The sequence below is a fragment of the Gordonia sp. DT218 genome (assembly GCF_049847105.1).
Taxonomy (GTDB): Bacteria; Actinomycetota; Actinomycetes; order Mycobacteriales; family Mycobacteriaceae; genus Gordonia.
Genome location: NZ_JBNCNS010000005.1, coordinates 463,400 through 480,415 on the forward strand (window position 1 = coordinate 463,400; position 17,016 = coordinate 480,415).

At 67.7% G+C, this 17,016-nt stretch carries 15 protein-coding genes; 4 read left to right on the top strand and 11 right to left on the bottom strand.

Translation table 11 applies throughout. The features are described from left to right. The first annotated feature begins 147 nt into the window (after positions 1-147). Both ACPXCG_RS20425 and ACPXCG_RS20430 read left to right on the top strand, forming a co-directional pair. Positions 148-1,539, top strand: coding sequence for an MFS transporter (locus ACPXCG_RS20425; RefSeq protein ID WP_425793963.1), 1,392 nt, complete (start codon positions 148-150; stop codon positions 1,537-1,539). Continuing rightward, positions 1,536-2,756 (top strand): FAD-dependent monooxygenase, encoded by a 1,221-nt coding sequence (locus tag ACPXCG_RS20430; protein ID WP_425793965.1) that lies wholly within the window; start codon positions 1,536-1,538, stop codon positions 2,754-2,756. Before ACPXCG_RS20425 ends, ACPXCG_RS20430 begins: the two co-directional genes overlap by 4 nt. Here the strand turns inward: ACPXCG_RS20430 and ACPXCG_RS20435 are convergent. The 7 genes from ACPXCG_RS20435 to tkt form a co-directional block, all read right to left on the bottom strand. Further along, on the bottom strand, positions 2,753-3,442 hold the full coding sequence (locus tag ACPXCG_RS20435) for a response regulator (protein WP_425793966.1): 690 nt from the start codon (positions 3,440-3,442) through the stop codon (positions 2,753-2,755). The two genes, ACPXCG_RS20430 and ACPXCG_RS20435, sit on opposite strands and share 4 nt — an antisense overlap. After that, the gene (locus tag ACPXCG_RS20440; protein WP_425793967.1) at positions 3,439-4,734 is read right to left on the bottom strand and encodes a sensor histidine kinase; all 1,296 of its coding nucleotides are present in this window, start codon (positions 4,732-4,734) and stop codon (positions 3,439-3,441) included. The genes ACPXCG_RS20435 and ACPXCG_RS20440 overlap by 4 nt, the downstream gene beginning before the upstream one ends. A 135-nt stretch (positions 4,735-4,869) precedes the next feature. After that, entirely contained in the window at positions 4,870-5,601 is a 732-nt protein-coding gene (gene pgl / locus ACPXCG_RS20445; RefSeq protein ID WP_425793968.1) for a 6-phosphogluconolactonase, read from the bottom strand. After that, positions 5,598-6,518 carry a glucose-6-phosphate dehydrogenase assembly protein OpcA gene (locus tag ACPXCG_RS20450; RefSeq protein ID WP_425793969.1) on the bottom strand — a complete coding sequence of 307 codons (921 nt, stop codon included), beginning with the start codon at positions 6,516-6,518 and terminating at the stop codon, positions 5,598-5,600. Before ACPXCG_RS20450 ends, pgl begins: the two co-directional genes overlap by 4 nt. Before the next feature lie 22 nt (positions 6,519-6,540). After that, positions 6,541-8,079, bottom strand: a complete 1,539-nt coding sequence (gene zwf / locus ACPXCG_RS20455) for a glucose-6-phosphate dehydrogenase (RefSeq protein ID WP_425793970.1) — start codon at positions 8,077-8,079, stop codon at positions 6,541-6,543. A gap of 4 nt (positions 8,080-8,083) precedes the next feature. Further along, positions 8,084-9,202 carry a transaldolase gene (gene tal / locus ACPXCG_RS20460; RefSeq protein ID WP_425793971.1) on the bottom strand — a complete coding sequence of 373 codons (1,119 nt, stop codon included), beginning with the start codon at positions 9,200-9,202 and terminating at the stop codon, positions 8,084-8,086. Positions 9,203-9,256: 54 nt separating this feature from the next. Continuing rightward, a complete protein-coding gene (gene tkt, locus ACPXCG_RS20465; RefSeq protein WP_425793972.1) occupies positions 9,257-11,335 on the bottom strand; it encodes a transketolase in 2,079 nt (692 codons plus the stop codon). Between the two features lie 311 nt (positions 11,336-11,646). Here tkt and ACPXCG_RS20470 point away from each other — a divergent pair, with 311 nt between their 5' ends. Beyond that, entirely contained in the window at positions 11,647-12,636 is a 990-nt protein-coding gene (locus ACPXCG_RS20470) for a heme o synthase (protein ID WP_425794024.1), read from the top strand. Positions 12,637-12,747: 111 nt separating this feature from the next. Here ACPXCG_RS20470 and ACPXCG_RS20475 read toward each other — a convergent pair whose 3' ends face one another. Next, positions 12,748-13,716, bottom strand: coding sequence for a quinone oxidoreductase family protein (locus tag ACPXCG_RS20475; protein WP_425793973.1), 969 nt, complete (start codon positions 13,714-13,716; stop codon positions 12,748-12,750). Positions 13,717-13,771: 55 nt separating this feature from the next. Here ACPXCG_RS20475 and ACPXCG_RS20480 point away from each other — a divergent pair, with 55 nt between their 5' ends. Then, positions 13,772-14,149, top strand: a complete 378-nt coding sequence (locus ACPXCG_RS20480) for a hypothetical protein (protein ID WP_425793974.1) — start codon at positions 13,772-13,774, stop codon at positions 14,147-14,149. 79 nt (positions 14,150-14,228) lie between these two features. On the opposite strand, the gene ACPXCG_RS20485 is transcribed toward ACPXCG_RS20480, so the two are convergent. The 3 genes from ACPXCG_RS20485 to ACPXCG_RS20495 are packed head-to-tail and all read right to left on the bottom strand — an operon-like array spanning position 14,229 to position 16,950. Continuing rightward, entirely contained in the window at positions 14,229-15,269 is a 1,041-nt protein-coding gene (locus ACPXCG_RS20485; RefSeq protein WP_425793975.1) for a COX15/CtaA family protein, read from the bottom strand. After that, on the bottom strand, positions 15,266-16,060 hold the full coding sequence (locus tag ACPXCG_RS20490) for an ABC transporter permease (RefSeq protein WP_425793976.1): 795 nt from the start codon (positions 16,058-16,060) through the stop codon (positions 15,266-15,268). Before ACPXCG_RS20490 ends, ACPXCG_RS20485 begins: the two co-directional genes overlap by 4 nt. Beyond that, the gene (locus ACPXCG_RS20495; protein WP_425794025.1) at positions 16,057-16,950 is read right to left on the bottom strand and encodes an ABC transporter ATP-binding protein; all 894 of its coding nucleotides are present in this window, start codon (positions 16,948-16,950) and stop codon (positions 16,057-16,059) included. The genes ACPXCG_RS20490 and ACPXCG_RS20495 overlap by 4 nt, the downstream gene beginning before the upstream one ends. Positions 16,951-17,016: the final 66 nt, after the last annotated feature.

The following is a 17,016-nucleotide window of genomic DNA, read 5'->3' on the forward strand; positions in this document are numbered from 1 at the left end:
TCAATCGCTGGTTCGCTTGCATCAGTGGAAAGACGGTGTCGCGGAACGATGCCCGGCGGCGAGTCGGAAGGGAGTGTTGGAGGCGCATGAAACCGAGCGCGCTCCCACCCAAGGACGTGCTCGCCACCAACGATGAGAAGGACGTCCATGTCCGAAACCCTGGTTTCCCCGGCCCGCATCGGCAAACTGTCGATCGGTGCCCTCGGCATCCTGGCACTCGCCCTCGGCACCTTGCAGTCAGTGGTGGAGCCTGCGCTCCCCCTGCTGCAACGTGAGCTGGGGGTCAGTCCTGCCGAAGGGGCGTTGATCGCCAACACATTGCTCATCACCGGTGCGGTCGTCGCACCCGTCGCAGGCAAACTCGGCGACCGGTACGGCGGTAGGCGGGTGCTGGTCTGGCTGATGGCCGTGGTGTCGGCCGGTGGTCTGTTGGCCGGCCTGGCGCCGAACCTTCCGGTGTTGTTGCTCGGGCAGGTGTTGCAAGGTGTCATGGTGGGTGCCCTGCCCCTCTCCTTCATCCTGGTGCGCAAACATCTCCCGACAGGAGAGACGCAGGTGGCGATCGGGGTGGTCGTCGCGCTGTTCACGGGCGGCGGCATCGTGGGGACATTGCTTGCCGGACCGATCGCCGAAGCACTGTCCTGGCATTGGATGTTCGCGCTGCCGACGATCGCGATCATCGCGGCGACGCTGGTCGTGGCTCGGCTGATGCCGCACGATCCGCCGATCGAATCGGACAGCAGGATCGACTGGCCCGGCGTGGCTTTACTGAGCGGCACGTTGCTCGCGCTCATGCTCGGGCTCGTGACGGTGACGAGCGGCAACCTCCCGCCGGTAGCGGTCGGCGCCGTCGCGGTGGTCGTTGCCGCCCTCGCGACCGGATGGGTCGTCGTCGAGCGCCGGGCAGCGTCGCCGATGGTCGATCTACGGATGTTGGCACAGCCTGCGATGCGGAACGCGTTCATGCTCACTTTCGTCATCACCGCCAGTGCCGGGATGGTGCTCTTTCTGCTTCCGCAGCTGTTCGCGGTTTCGGCAGACGGGTACGGCTTCGCCGCCGGCACCACCGCGATCGGACTGTTCCTGCTGCCCGGCGCCATCGCCGGGGCGGTGAGCGACTCGATCGGCGGGGTCGCGGCGCGGCGCTTCGGTCCGCGTGCCGTGGTCGTCGTGGGCGCCGTCGTCACGGTGGCAACGATGTTCGCCCTGGTGTCGCTGCACTCGGCGGCGTGGCAGCTCGTCCTCGCGAAGATGCTGACGGCGTTCGCCGCGGGCGTCGCCACCACGGCGTTGCTTGCCGGTACCGCCACCGCCGTCGAGACCCGGGACACCGGCATCGCCACCAGCCTGCTCGTGGTGACACGCGTGATCGGTGTCGCCCTGGGTGCCCAGGTCGGCGGCGCAATCCTGGCGGCCGGGGCCGACTCGATGGGCCGGCCGACCGAATCGTCCTTTGTCACAGGTTTCGCCATCGCCGGCCTCATCGCCGCGTCGGCACTGCTCGTTGTCCGGATCACGAAAAAGGGAGTCCAGTCATGACATCTACCGGTCGGTCCATGGATGTGGGTGCCACCGCGAAGCGCACAGTTCTGATCTCCGGGGCCAGTATCGCCGGGCCTGCGCTGGCATATTGGCTGCACCGGTCCGGATTCGCGGTCACGGTGGTCGAAAAGGCAGGCGCACTGCGCGGCGGTGGCTACCCGATCGACCTCCGTGGGACCGCGATCGAGGTGGTCCGACGAATGGGGATACTGCCGCAACTGCAGGACGCGCACATCGACTTGCGGCGCTTCACATTCCTCGATGCGGACGGTGGGCAAGTGGCCTCGGTCACCGCACGCACCGATGCCGACGATGTCGGAGGACAAGACCTCGAGGTGCGTCGCGGTGATCTGGCCGCGATCCTCTACGCGATGATTCGCGACCATGTGGAGTTCCTGTTCGACGACTTGATCGACACCCTCGGCCAGTCCGAACAGGGCGTCGATGTCACCTTCCACAGCGGGCAACGGCGCACGTTCGACCTGGTGATCGGTGCCGACGGGATGCACTCACATACCCGGGAGTCGGTATTCGGCGCCGAAGCAGAATTCGGTCGCTACCTCGGCTACTGCTTCACCATCTTCACCATGCCGAACACCTTCGGACTCTCCCGCGAGGTCGTGTTGTGGAACACCCCGGGGAAGGCAGCTGCCCTCTACGCGGTCGGGGACAACGACGACGAGCTGCACGCCTTTCTGACCTTTCATCGACCGGAACCGCCGTTCGATGTCCTCCGGAACAGCGATGCCCAACGGGACCTGGTCGCCGCGGTCTTTGCCGACGCGGGTTGGGAGGTCCCCGGTATGGTCGGCGCGATGCGCGACGCGGATGACCTGTTCTTTGACACGGCAGGTCAGATCCGCATGCCGCGCTGGTCCAGTGGCCGCGTTGCGCTTGTCGGCGATGCCGCTTACGCACCCTCTTTTCTCACCGGGCAAGGCTCGAGCCTTGCGCTGGTCGGTGCGTACATGCTGGCTGACGCCCTGGCTACGAACCCGGACCACTCGGCAGCCTTCGCCGCCTACGAATATCAGCTCCGCGAGTTCGTGACCATGAACCAGGCACTGGTCGACAACGGTGAGGCGACGCTCTTCCCCACCACAGCGCGAGCCCTGGAGCAACGCAACACCACGCTGCGTGACCTCGTCAGCATGCCCGCCGCGACAGCACGACCGGCGCACTCAGCCCTTGCGCTGCCCCTGATATCGGACTAACGGCGGTCGGTGTCCTCGTCGGGGGCGGCGTGGACAAGGCCCGTCCGGTAAGCGATGACGACGAGTTGCGCCCGGTCGCGAGCCTCCAGCTTTGTCATGGCGCGCTGGACGTGCGCGCGAACGGTGAAGGGGCTGACGAACATCCGCGTCGCGATGTCTTGGTTGGACAGGCCGGTCGCGACCAGAGCCACCATCTCGCGTTCTCGCGGTGTGAGCGCGGCGAGCTGTTCGGGGTGGGACGCCGGGGCGGCGTCCGGAATGGCCAGGAAATGGGCGACCAGGGAGCGGGTCGCGGCGGGGGACAGAAGAGTGTCGCCGTCGGCGATCGTACGCACGGCTTCCAGCAATTCGTCGGCCCCGATGCCCTTGCCGATGAAGCCACTGGCCCCCGCACGCAACGCCTGAGCGACGTACTCGTCCGTCTCGTAGGTGGTGAGGATCAGGATGCGGGTGGCACGTAGTTCGTGGTCCGCACAGATCTCCGAGGTGGCGGTGAGACCGTCCACCTCGGGCATCCGGATGTCCATGATCACCACGTCCGGGTGCAGCTCCCGGGTCAGCCTCACGGCCTCCCTGCCGTCGCCGGCCTCGCCGACCACAGAGATGTCGTCGGCGCTGTCGAGAAGCATGCGGAAGGCGTCGCGCAGAAGGGCCTGATCGTCGGCAAGTAGCACCCGGAGCGTCACGGCGGATCACCGGCCACTGCGTCGTCCGCCCACTCCTCGACGGTTGTGGTTGCTCCGTCAGTCCTCCCGGTCGGATCCGTGGCAGGTGGGAGGGGCAGCTGTGTGGAGACGAGGAAGCCGCCCTCGGGGCGCGTGCCTGCGGAGAGTTGGCCCCCTACTGCGGTAGCACGTTCACGTAACCCGATCAGACCGTAACCGGGCGGACGGACCGTCCCCCTCGCACCCGGTCCGGTGGCGGGCGCCGCCGGACCGGAAGCCCCTCCGTCGTCGGTGACGGTGATCGTCACGCGAACGCTGTTCCAGACGAGACGGACCTGGGCGCGCCCGGTATCGGCGTGTTTGGTCACGTTGGTCAGGGCCTCCTGGATGATGCGGTAAGCGGTGAGGTCGGCTCCCGGTGACAGCGGCCTGACCGCGCCCTCCTCGTGCACCGACACCTCCAGACCCGCGCGGCGGAAGGACTCGAGGAGTGAGGGAAGCCGGAAGAGCCCGGGCGCCGGTTCTGCGGTCGCGTCCGCATCTCCGGATTGACGCAGCAGACCGACCGTCGCCCGCAGTTCGTCGAGCGCATGACCGGTGGTCTCGACGAGCTGATTCAGGCTCTTGCGGGATTGCTCCGGGCGGACGTCGAAGAGGTGGGCGGCGACTGTGGCCTGCGCATTGGCCAGGGTGATCTGATGGGCCACCAGGTCGTGCAGTTCCCGGGCGATGCGCACGCGTTCCTCGGCAACTCGCCGCCGCGCCTCGGTGTCGCGGCTCTGCTCCGCCCGTCGGGCACGCTCCTCCACGGCCGCCAGGTAGGCCCGTCGATTCTGAACCGAGTGGCCGAGTACACCGGCCATCAGCGGGAACGCCGCCACCGCCCCCATCCGGCTCGCGTCCTGCCAGGAGAGTCCCCCGGACCACGGGATGGAAGCGACCAGCAGCACCGTGGCGCTGAGCGACACCGCGCTTGCCGCGCGCCATTCGGTGCGCGCGGTGCACGCGTAGGTATAGGCGGTGATCACGGCAGGGGCCACGATGGGCGGGCTCAGCAGAAGTCCCAAGGGCTGCACCAGGACGCCGCACACGGTCGTGGCCACCAGGGCGGGTAGCGGCGCCCGGTGCCGCAACGGCAGTACGGCGCAGGACACCACCGCGATGGCGTAGGCGGTGGCGGACGGCGGTGACAGCGTGTCGTCGACCTGCACGACACCGCCGAGCAAACAGAACACGAACGCCGTCGCCGTGATCGCGCCCTCCCGCCACCACATACTGCGCGGTCGCGGGCCGGTGCCACCGGTCTCGGTCATCGCGGGCTCAGTGCCTCACCGTCGATATCCACATTCGGCAACACACGGTTCAGGGTACGGGGCAGACACCACGCCATGCTCGAACTCGCTCTTCTCCAGGTCCGGGTGTATCGCTTGGTGCGCGATGTCGCACGCTCAGAGGTCCGCAGCCGCCGCCCGGTCCAGGAACCAGACCGTCTCATCGGTGCCGTGGGCTCCCGCGCACGGCCAGTCGGCGGCGCTCGCACCGGTGTGGGCAGCGGCGACGGCCTCGGCCTTGTCGTCGCCGGCCACCAGGAACCAGACCGCACGGCTGCGGTTGACCACCGGAAGGGTCAGGGTGATCCGGCGGGGCGGCGGCTTGGGTGAATCCTCCACGGCGACCACGGGGCGCTCCGACTCCGCGGTGGCGGGGGTGTGCGGGAACAGCGAGTTGATGTGTCCTTCGCCCCCCATCCCCAACAGGTGCAGGTCGAAATGGGGTACCTGACCGGCGCCGACATCGCCGAGCATCCGCGCATAGTCGGCGGCCGCCGCATCGATGTCGTCGCCGAACTCGCCATCGGACGGAGCCATCGGGTGAATCCGGTCCGGATCGACCGGTACGTGATCGAGCAGGGCGTCGCGGGCCTGTCCGTGGTTGCGTTCCGGATCGTCGGCGGGAACGAAACGGTCGTCGCCCCAGAACAATTCCACCCGCGACCAGTCGATGTCGCCGCTGTCGGCCGCCAGGGCACGCAGGATCGCGATACCGTTGCTGCCACCGGTCAGGACCACCGACGCGACTCCGCGTTCGGCCTGTGCGCGAGTCACCAGGTCGATGAATCGGTTCGCAGCCGTCGTGACGAGGTCGTTCTTGTCGTCGAACACCAGGGATTCCGGGATCATCGCGCCACCACTTCGCTGAAATCGACATCTGCCACGCCGCGCAGTGCCTCCTCGTACACCTCGTCGACATCGAGACGACGGAGTTCCTCGACGAGGAGTTGGGGGAGATCGCGCCGCGTCATCGCGACCCGGCCGTCCGGCTTGCCTGGCTGGGAGAGCACCGCGTTGCGGTTCTCGTCGATCGACAGCACCGTCGGTCCGTCGTCGCGGACCAGGCGCACCTCGAAGCTGCCGACGTGGCGCCGGGTCGGCACGTGCAGAGCCGACTGCAGCCAGCCTGCGAGCAGGTCGACGCCCGGGGAGTCGGACGGGCCGGTGACCTCGGCGGAGATGACCGGCGTGTGCGGCGGTCGGCCGAGCGCGGAGGCGAGCAGTCCACGCCAGTGCGTGATCTGTGTCCAGGCGAGATCGGAGTCGCCCGGCGCGTAGGTCGCGAGGCGGCGGGCCAGCACCGATTCCGGGTGTTCGGACTTGGATGCGTCCAGGATGCGCCGGCGGCCGAGGGTGCCCATCGGGTCTGCGATGGGATCCTCGGGCGCACTGCCCGGCCACCACGTGACGACCGGCGTGTCGGGAAGCAGGAATGGGGTGACGACCGAACGCGGGTGATCGGCGAGATCCCCCTCGAGGGTCAACACCACGACCTCCGAGGCACCCGCATCCCCACCCACGCGGATCTCCGCGTCGAGTCGGGACTCGGCGTCGCGGTCGCCGCGGGAGACCACGATCACGCGGCTGGGATGCTCGCGGCTGGCCCCGATGGCTGCCTCGATCGCACCTTCGGTCGGTTCGTTGTGTTCGGCGCAGACCACCAGGGTCAGGACGCGTCCGAGACTGATCGCCCCACCGGATTCACGCAGCGTGACGATCTTCTTCGCCACCTCGTTGGTGGAGGTGTCCGGTAACTCGACAATCATCGTGCGCCATCCAATCCGACGATCACGGGCGTCGCCATGCGCGCCCGACCCTGGTCATCATGTCGTCCGCCGACGCCGGACCCCACGTGCCCGACTCGTAGGTGTCGGGCTTGCCGCTCGACACCCAGGCCTCGATCACCGGATCGAGGATCTTCCACGCCAATTCGACCTCTTCGTTGACCGGGAAGAGCGACGGCTCGCCCAGCAGCACGTCGAGGATCAGCCGCTCGTAGGCCTCCGGCGACGCCTCGGTGAATGCGGTGCCGTAGCTGAAGTCCATGTTGACGTCGCGGACCTCCATACTGGAGCCGGGCACCTTGGAGCCAAACCGCAACGTGATGCCCTCGTCCGGTTGAACCCGGATGACCAGCACGTTCTGACTGAGTTCCTCGGTCATCGTCTTGTCGAACGGGAGGTGCGGGGCACGCCGGAAGACCAGCGCGATCTCGGTCACCCTGCGGCCCAACCGCTTTCCGGTGCGCAGGTAGAAGGGGACCCCTGCCCATCGGCGGGAGTCGACCTCGAGTGCGATCGCCGCATAGGTCTCGGTGATCGAGTTCTTGGAGAATCCCTCCTCCTCGAGCAGCCCGGGCACCTTCTGGCTGCCCTGCCAGCCAGGTCCGTACTGACCGCGCGCGGTGTTCTCGTCGTGCGGAAGGATATTCCGTGTGGCGGCCAGCACCTTGATCTTCTCGGCCTGGAGTTGCTTGGGCTCGAACGAGATCGGCTCCTCCATGGCGATGAGTGCCATCAGCTGGAGGAGATGGTTCTGGATGACGTCACGTGCGGCGCCGATCCCGTCGTAGTATCCGGCCCGGCCGCCGAGGCCGATGTCCTCGGCCATGGTGATCTGCACGTGGTCGACGTAGTGGGAGCTCCACAGGGGATCGAACAGCTGGTTGGCGAACCGCAGCGCCAGGATGTTCTGGACCGTCTCCTTGCCCAGATAGTGGTCGATGCGGAACACCGACGACTCGGGGAACACGCTGTTCACGATCGCGTTGAGTTCCTTGGCCGACTCCAGGTCATGCCCGAACGGCTTCTCGATGACGACTCGTCGCCAGCTGTCGCCCTCCTCGGTGGCGAGCCCGCTCTGCTGCAGCTGCTCACACACGGTCGGGAACGCCTTGGGCGGGACCGACAGGTAGAAGGCGTAATTGCCGTCGGTGCCGCGCTCCTTGTCGAGGCGGTGGAGCGTGTCCCGGAGCCGGGCGAACGCGTCGTCGTCGTCGAAGGAGCCGGACACGAAGCGGAACCCCTCGGCGAGGCGTTCCCAGACTTCCTCGCGGAAGCCGGTCCGCGCGTGATCGCGAACCGCGTCATGCACCACCTTCGCGAAATCCTCGTCGTCCCAATCTCGCCGGGCGAACCCGACCAACGCGAACGACGGCGGCAACAGCCCCCGGTTGGCGAGGTCATAGACCGCGGGCATCAGCTTCTTGCGTGCGAGATCACCGGTGACACCGAAGATGACCAGGCTGCTGGGGCCCGCGATCCGCGGGAGCCGTTTGTCCCGGGGTTCGCGGAGGGGATTGCTCCAGGCCGAGCCGCTGGCGGACAACAGGTCAGCCCTTCGCCGCAGCCAGTTGTTCGGCGGTCGCGGTGAGCAATTCGTTCCACGCGTCCTCGAACTTGCTGACACCCTCGTCTTCGAGCAGTGCGAACACATCGGCCAGATCCACTCCGAGAGCTGCGATCTTGTCGAAGACCTCCTGCGACTCCTGTGACAGACCGATGATCGATCCGGTGTTCACCCAGCCGTGGTCGGCGAAGGCGTCCATCGTCTTGCCGGGCATGGTGTTGACCGTGTTGGGAGCGACGAGCTCGCTGACGTAGAGGGTGTCGGGGTAGTCGGGGTTCTTCACCCCGGTCGAGGCCCACAGTGGACGCTGCGGCCGGGCGCCCTGGGCGAGCAGGTCGGGGAAGCGTGACTCGACCTCGAAGACCTCCTGGTACGCCTGATACGCCAGGCGCGCATTCGCCAGCGCGGCTTTGCCTTTCAGCTCGTCGGCCGCCGGGGTCCCGATTGCGTCGAGACGCTTGTCGATCTCGGTGTCGACGCGGGAGACGAAGAACGACGCGACCGAATGGATCGTCGACAGGTCGTGACCGCCCTGTGCGGCGGCGTCGAGCCCGTCGAGGTAGGCGTCCATCACGCCCTTGTAGCGCTCCACCGAGAAGATCAGGGTCACGTTGACACTGATGCCCTCCGCGAGGGTCCGGGTGATGGCCGGCAGGCCCGCCTTGGTGGCCGGGATCTTGATCAGCAGGTTCGGCCGGTCGACGATCTTCCACAGCTCGATGGCCTGGGCGACGGTGGCGTCGGTGTCGTGGGCCAGGCGCGGATCGACCTCGATGGACACGCGACCGTCCACTCCGTCTGATTGTTCGTAGACCGGGTGCAGCACGTCGCAGGCGTTGCGGACATCGTCGGTGGTGACCGTGCGGATGGTGGCGTCCACGTCGGCACCGCGCGCGGCGAGCTCGGTCACCTGACTGTCGTAGCTGGTGCCCTTCGACAGCGCGGCCTGGAAGATCGACGGGTTGGTGGTCACACCGACCACCGACTTGGTGGCGGTCAGTTCGGCGAGGTCGCCGGAGCTGATCAGGTCACGGGACAGGTCGTCGAGCCACACCGATACCCCGGCGGCGGACAGTTCGGCGAGCTTTTCGTTCTGGGTCACGATTCTCTCCTCTGACTCATGGCCGGGTCGCGGCCAATTGTGTTGGGCCCTCGGCTATGTGGTGACGGCCCGCTGCGCAGCGGCGATGACCGCCTCGGTGGTGATGCCGAACTGCTCGTAGAGCACCTTGTAGTCGGCGGATGCCCCGAAGTGGTCCAGCGACACGATCTCGCCGCCTGCGCCGACGATCCGGTACCACGGCATCGCGATGCCGGCCTCGACCGAGACGCGTGGGACCGTGGGCGGCAGCACCGCGTCGCGGTATCCCTGCGGCTGTTCGTCGAACCACTCGACGCACGGCATGGAGACGACACGCGCCGCGATACCTTTGTCCTTCAACGCCTTCTGGGCTTCGACCGCGAACTGAACCTCGGAGCCGGTCCCGATGATGGCCACCTCGGGATCGCCGTCGGAATCACTGAGCACGTATCCGCCCTGTGCGACGCCCGCGGCGCTGGTGCCCTCGAGGATCGGCACGTTCTGCCGGGTCAGGGCGAGCCCGGCCGGGTGGTTACGCCGGCCCAGCAGGGTCTGCCAGGCATAGGCGGTCTCGTTGGCGTCGGCCGGACGGACCACGTCGAGGTGCGGGATCGCGCGGAGCGCGGCGAGATGTTCGACCGGCTGATGGGTCGGGCCGTCCTCGCCGAGACCGATCGAGTCGTGGGTCCAGACGTAGATCGGATCGATCTCCATCAGCGACGCCAGGCGCACCGCGGGGCGCATGTAATCGGCGAACTGGAGGAAGGTGCCACCGTAGGCGCGGGTCGGACCGTGCAGCGCGATGCCCGACAGGATCGCGCCCATCGCATGCTCGCGGATGCCGAAGTGCAGGGTGCGGCCGTAGGGGTTCGCGGACCATTTCTTCGTGCTGATCGACGTCGGCCCGAACGACGCCGCACCGTCCATGGTGGTGTTGTTGCTGCCGGCGAGGTCGGCCGAGCCGCCCCACAGTTCGGGCAGCACGGGACTCAATGCGGAGAGCACCTTGCCCGACGCGGCGCGGGTGGCGACATCTTTGTCGCCGGGCGTCCAGGACGGCAACGCGTCGGTCCAGCCGTCGGGCAGTTCATGCGCCTGCAGACGGTCGAACAGGGCCTTGGTGTCCGGATTGGCGCTCGCCCAGGTGTCGAAGCCCTTCGACCACTCGGCCTTCGCGGCGGCGCCCCGTTCGAGGAGGGCGCGGGTGTGGTTGATCACCTCGTCGGAGACGTCGAAGTTCTTGTCCGGGTCGAAACCGAGGATCTTCTTGGTCTCGGCCACCTCGTCGTCGCCGAGTGCCGATCCGTGGGCGGCGCCGGTGTTCATCTTGGTCGGTGCCGGGTAGCCGATGATGGTGCGCAGACAGATGATCGACGGTTTGTCGGTCACCCCCTTGGCGGCCTCGATCGCCGCCTCGATGGCCACCACGTCCTCGCCGCCCTCGACGGTCTGCACATGCCAGCCGTAGGCCTCGTAACGCTTCGCGACATTCTCGGACAGCGCGATGTCGGTGTCGTCCTCGATCGAGATCTGGTTCTGGTCGTAGAACACGATCAGGTTGCCGAGCTGCTGGGTGCCGGCGAGCGACGACGCCTCGGAGGTGACGCCCTCCTCGATGTCGCCGTCGGAGGCGATCGCGTAGATGAAATGGTCGAACGGGCTGGCGCCGGGCGCAGCGTCCGGGTCGAACAGTCCGCGCTCGTACCGCGAGGCCATGCTCATGCCGACGGCGGAAGCGAGACCCTGACCGAGTGGTCCGGTGGTGATCTCCACACCCTTGGTGTGGCGGAACTCGGGGTGACCGGGGGTCAGAGAGCCCCAGGCGCGCAGCGCCTCGAGGTCGGACAGTTCGAGTCCGAATCCACCGAGATAGAGCTGGATGTAGAGGGTGAGGCTGGAGTGCCCGCAGGAGAGGACGAATCGGTCGCGTCCGACCCATCCGGTGTCCGCGGGATCGTGGCGCATCACGCGCTGGAACAGGGTGTAGGCGAGTGGGGCGAGGCTCATCGCCGTGCCCGGATGGCCGCTGCCGCATTTCTGCACGGCGTCGGCGGCCAGCACTCGGGCGGTGTCGACCGCGCGGGTGTCCACCTCGGTCCAGTCGTCGGGGTGGGCCGTCTGGGTCAATACGCGGATGTCGTCTGTGAGCGCCACGGTCGTGCTGTCTCCTGTGCAGGTCGGTGCGAATACGGTCGCAAGTCCTCGGTTGTACAAGTTCACGGTGTGTGCGTGCGCGCCGCCCGGGAGTTCGGCAGCTACCCGTCCAGACTAATCTGCTGGACCGTCGCTTGCTTCGGCGAGTGACGCGAAACCCACGACTGTGGGTTCCCGTCGAGGTCGCCCGGCCGCGACGGACTCGATTATTCGATCGTCGATACCACCGTCTACCATGCTCTGTAGTAGCCCTGGTCGTGGAGCAACACCCTCGGGGCAGACGAGGAGAGGCCGTGAGGATTGGGGAGCGCGTGAGCGGAGATCTGTCCGCCGCATCCCGCGGTACCCAGGAGGCCTCCATCGCGCATGACGCGTCGTCGGAGCGTTCCGGTGGGTCGATTCTCTCGCGGACCAAGGCGGCTGTCCTCGCCTACGTCGCACTGACCAAACCGCGTGTGATCGAGCTGCTGCTGGTGGCGACGATCCCGGTGATGCTCCAGGCCGATCGCGGCCACGTCGACATAGCGTTGATCGCGTTCACCCTGCTCGGCGGCTGGCTCGGGGCCGGCAGCGCAAACACACTCAACATGGTCGCCGATGCCGACATCGATCAGAAGATGAAGCGCACGGCACGCAGGCCGCTGGCACGCCACGCCGTCTCCACCCGAAGCGCGCTGATCTTCGGCATCGTTCTGTGGATCGGGTCATTCGCGGTTCTCTGGTGGGCCGCCAACCTGCTGAGCGCCCTCCTGGTGACCGCGACGATCGCGTTCTATGTGGGCGTCTACACGCTGATCCTGAAGCGCCGCACGTGGCAGAACGTGGTGTGGGGCGGCGCGGCCGGATGCATGCCGACCCTCGTCGGCTGGGCCGCCGTGACCGGAAGTATCAGTTGGCAGCCGATCGTGCTGTTCCTGGTGATCTTCTTCTGGACGCCACCACATACGTGGGCGCTGGCGATGCGCTACAAGGAGGACTACCGGGCGGCCGGAGTGCCGATGCTGCCGGTGATCGCCACCGAGGAGCGGGTGACCCGCCAGATGCTCTGGTACACCTGGGCCACCGTGCTCTCGTCCCTGGTACTCATCATCGGGACCAGCTGGATCTACGCGGGCGTCGCCGTTCTCGCCGGTGCCTGGTTCACCAGCCGCGTGCAGCGGCTGTACCGGGAGACTCGCGCCGGTGCCGAGGTGACGCCCCTGAAGGTATTCCTGCAGTCGAACGAATACCTCGCCATCCTGTTCTGCGGCCTGGCCATCGATGCTGTGGTCAATCTGCCGCTCATCACCAGCTACTTCTGACGCTCGCTCAGCCGCCGACGGCAACCGGTTTCGCGCCGACAGCAACACGAAACTCGCCGAAAGAACCGGTAGATGGGTTCCCTCGGCGAGAATTCGGTTGCTGTCGGGATCTCAGCCGGGAACGAGGACCGTGGTGCCGGTCGTCGCGCGCGCCTCGAGGGCGCGTTGGGCGTCGGCGGCATCCGCGAGTCGATGGTGCTGGCCCACCCGGACATCGATGTCGCCGTCGGCGATCGCGCCCAGGAACTCGCCCGCCCGCCAAGCCAGTTCGTCAGCGTCGGCGATGAAGTGCGCGAGTGTCGGCCGGGTCACCGACAACGAGCCGGCCGCGTTCAGACGCTGGAGGTCGAAGGGCGGCACCGGTCCGGACGCAGCGCCGAACAGGACAACGATGCCGCGCACCGCAGTCGACGCCAGCGACTGTTCGAAGGTGTCCGCGCCGACACCGTCGAAGACCACCCGGACGCCGTTCCCGTCGGTCAGTGAGCGCACCTCCTCCGCGAGGGCGTCGCTGTACCGCAGGACGTGATCGGCGCCGGCTGCGGTCGAGAGAGCGGCCTTCTCGTCATCGGACACCGTGGTGATGACACGGAGTCCGCGGAGCTTGGCGAGCTGTGTGAGGATGAGTCCGACACCACCCGCACCGGCATGGATGAGCACGGCGTCACCCGATCGGGGATGTGCGCTGCCGTCCAGGAGATAGTGGGCGGTCAGACCACGCAGCATGGCCGAACCCGCGACGTCGTCGGCGACGTGGTCGGGCACCGGGATCGCACGGACCGCGCGGACGGCGACCAGTTCCGCATAGCTCGCAGGAGCATCCACCCAACACACACGTTGTCCGACGACGACGGTGTCCACTTCGGAACCGACCGACACCACCTCGCCGGCGCCTTCGGTACCCGGGATGTACGGCGGTACCGACGGGTAGAGGCCGCGCCGCAGGTAGGTGTCGATGAAGTTGACCCCGATCGCCGCGGTGCGGACCAGGATCTCGTCGGGTGCCGGGATCGGGTCGTCGACGGTGGCGAACTCGAGAACCTCCGGGCCACCATGGCGAACCACCTGAATTGCACGCATGGCTCAGTTCTACCGCAGCGAGCGGGCCGATCGGCCCCCGGTATGCTCGGGAACCATGAGCGAGCAGCCTGAATCCGACACCGCCGACGTGACGACCACGCCCGTCGAGGCTCCGCAGAGCGTGGTCGCCTCGATCAAGGGATTCATCGGCCGTGAAGGCGGTTCCGCCAAGGCGGTGCTGCAGCCGATCGGTGCGGCCGGCGTACGGATCACCCTGGTGGGGGAGCAGGGCGGGATTCTCGGTGACCGGGTCGTCGACGATGTCGCGACCGCGGAGGCCGTCGTCGAGGCCGTCGACGGTCTGGAGGCCGCGGAGTGGGACCGCGACCTGACGTCGGCGGCCACCGTGTCGCCATCGCACTATCGCAAGATGGCGGGCTGGGTGGCCCGTCAGAGCCGCTTCCCCAAGGCCCGCAACCGCGCGATTCTCTGAGCGCACGGGCCGGTCTCTCGGGGAGGCGGTCCCGTGGCGGGACTCCGTGATCGGCGCTGGACGTGATCGGCGGACGGCGCTAGACGTCCGTGGTCGTGGTCTCCGTGGTCGTGGCGTTCTCGTCGGTCACCGTGCGGGTGCCGAACTGCAGGATCATCCAGGTCGCGACGATCAGCAGCATGGCACTGACGGTCATGTGCGCGATCACCAGGGCGATCGGCAGCCCGGTGTTGTATTGGACCACTCCCAGGATGCCCTGCACGGCGATCAGACCGAGGAACGTGTAGGCCGTCCGCTGTTCGGGGAGTCTGAGCGCCCGGGTGAAGACCGCGGCCGCGACGGCGAGCCCGATCAGCACGAAGACCGCGTCGGCGTGCAACTGGGTGGCGTGATCGGGGGCGAGCCCGTTGCGTCGCGCCTCGGTGTCGCCGGCATGCGGACCGGACCCGGTGACGACGGTGCCCAGGTAGATGGTTGCCCAGGTCACCAGGTACTGCAGTACGGCGAGACTGCGACCTAGTCGGGTTCCGGGACCGACCGGCGGGGGCGGCGGAGCATCGGGGCGCAGCCGGTACACGAGGACGGTCGCGCCGGACACCAGGACCATCGAGAGCACGAAGTGCAGCGAGACGACCCACGGGTTGAGCTTGGTCAACACGGTGATCCCGCCGATCACCCCCTGGAACGGGATGCCGAGGGCGAGCAGGGTGACCAGCCATTTGTCCCGCCGGGCGGAACGTGCGTAGCGCAACACCGCCACCCACGCCGCGATCGCGACGATCGTGAGGACCCAGGTCAGCATGCGGTTGCCGAACTCGATGACGCCGTGCACACCGAGTGCCTCATGGGGCACGAAGGAGTCGTCGGTGCACCGCGGCCAGGTGGGGCATCCGAGCCCGGATCCGGTCAGGCGGACCGCGCCTCCGGTGGAGACGATGCCGACGTTGGCGACCAGGAGGGCGACGGCCCACCAGTAGACGAAGCGGGCGGTCGGGCGGCCGAATCCGGGCAGCCGCGCGAAACGGCCCGTGCCGGCCTTCGGAGGCCGCGCATCGGCTTCCACCACAGGTGGATTCGCCGCCCCGGTCGTCTCGGGAACTGACGTCTTGGGAACTGTCATTGGAACCGGAACCACCTCACCGCGAGCACGGCGGCACCGACCGCCCATGCCAGCAACACACCTATGCCGAAGAAATCCACCGAGCCGTGGGTCGCCTGATCGAGCGCCTCGGTCAGCGCCCCCGACGGAACACAACGCGCTATCCAATGCGCAGCGGCCGGCACCCGGTCGCCCATCACGACGAGACTGCCGATGCCGACCAGCGCGAACCACAGCAGGTTGGCCAGCGCCAGCACGACCTCCGCCTTCAACGTCCCACCGAGGAGCAGGCCGAGTGCGGAGAAGGTGGCGGTGCCCACCGCGATGACCACCACGCCCAGCGCCAGTCCGAGCGGGGAGGGTCGCCAGCCGAACGCCATACCGATGCCACCGATGATCAGGGCCTGCAAGGCGACCACGATCACCACCGCGATCGATTTTCCGGCGATGATGCCCCAGCGCGGGATCGGTGTCGCGCCAAGACGTTTGAGTGCGCCGTAGCGACGGTCGAAACCGAGGGCGATGGCCTGTCCGGTGAACGCGGTGGACATCACCGCGACGGTCATGATGGCCGGCACGAAGGTGGCGGCACGTTCCGCCGGCGTCGAACCGAGACCTGTGTCGACCGGGAGAAGGCACAGCCCGATCAGCAGTGTGATCGGAATGAACATGGTGAGCAGGAGCTGCTCGCCGTTGCGCAGCAGGAGCGTCAGCTCCATCCTCGACTGCGCGGTGAGGATCGCGGGCAGCGATGCGGGGCGCGGCCGCGGGGCGAACGTCCCGGCGGCGAACCGGTTGGTCGTCGTGGTCATGATCGCAGCGCCCGTCCGGTGAGGTCGAGGAAGACATCCGAGAGGCTGCGCGTCTCGACCCGAAGGTCGGTGGCAAGCACGTCGATCTTCGCGCACCACGCGGTGACGGTGGCGAGTATCTGTGGGGTCACGGGACCACGCACGAGGTAGACGCCGGGCGTGGTCTCCGAACAGCGGTACTCCTCGGGCAGCGCGAGCCCGAGCATCGTCATGTCCAGCCCACGGGGAGCGGAGAACCGGAGCTCGTTCTCGGCACCCCGGTGCGTGAGGTCCTTCGGTGTGCCGGACGCGACGACGCGCCCGTTGTCGATGATCACCACCTGATCGGCGAGTTCTTCGGCCTCGTCCATGAGATGGGTGGTCAGCAGTACTGACACGCCGTCATCGCGGAGTCGATCGATCAACTCCCACACCATGATCCGCGCGTGTGCATCGAGGCCGGCAGTGGGCTCGTCGAGGAACACCAGATCGGGCCGCCCGACGATCGCACAGGCCAGCGAGAGGCGCTGCTGCTGGCCGCCGGACAGTCGCCGGAACGACGTGCGCGCACAATCGGTCAGCCCCATCGCCTCGAGTAGCCACGCAGGGTCGATCGGGTCCGCGCTGTAGGCCGCGCAGAGCCTGAGCATCTCCTCGGCACGGGCACCCGGATAGGCGCCACCGCCCTGCAACATCACGCCGATCCGGCGGCGCAGGGCGTCGTTGTCTGCGACCGGATCGAGTCCGAGAACCTCGACTCGTCCCGCGTCGGGCGCGAGGAAGCCCTCGCAGATCTCGACGGTCGTGGTCTTGCCCGCGCCGTTCGGGCCGAGCAGCGCGAGGATGGTGCCGGCTTCGAGCCGGAGGTCCAGCCCGTCGACAGCGGTCCGGTCGCCGTAACGCTTCACCATGCCCGTGGCGCAGAGGGCCGGGGCCCCGGAGCGGCCCGTACTCACCGTGCGGCCATCGTCCGGTCG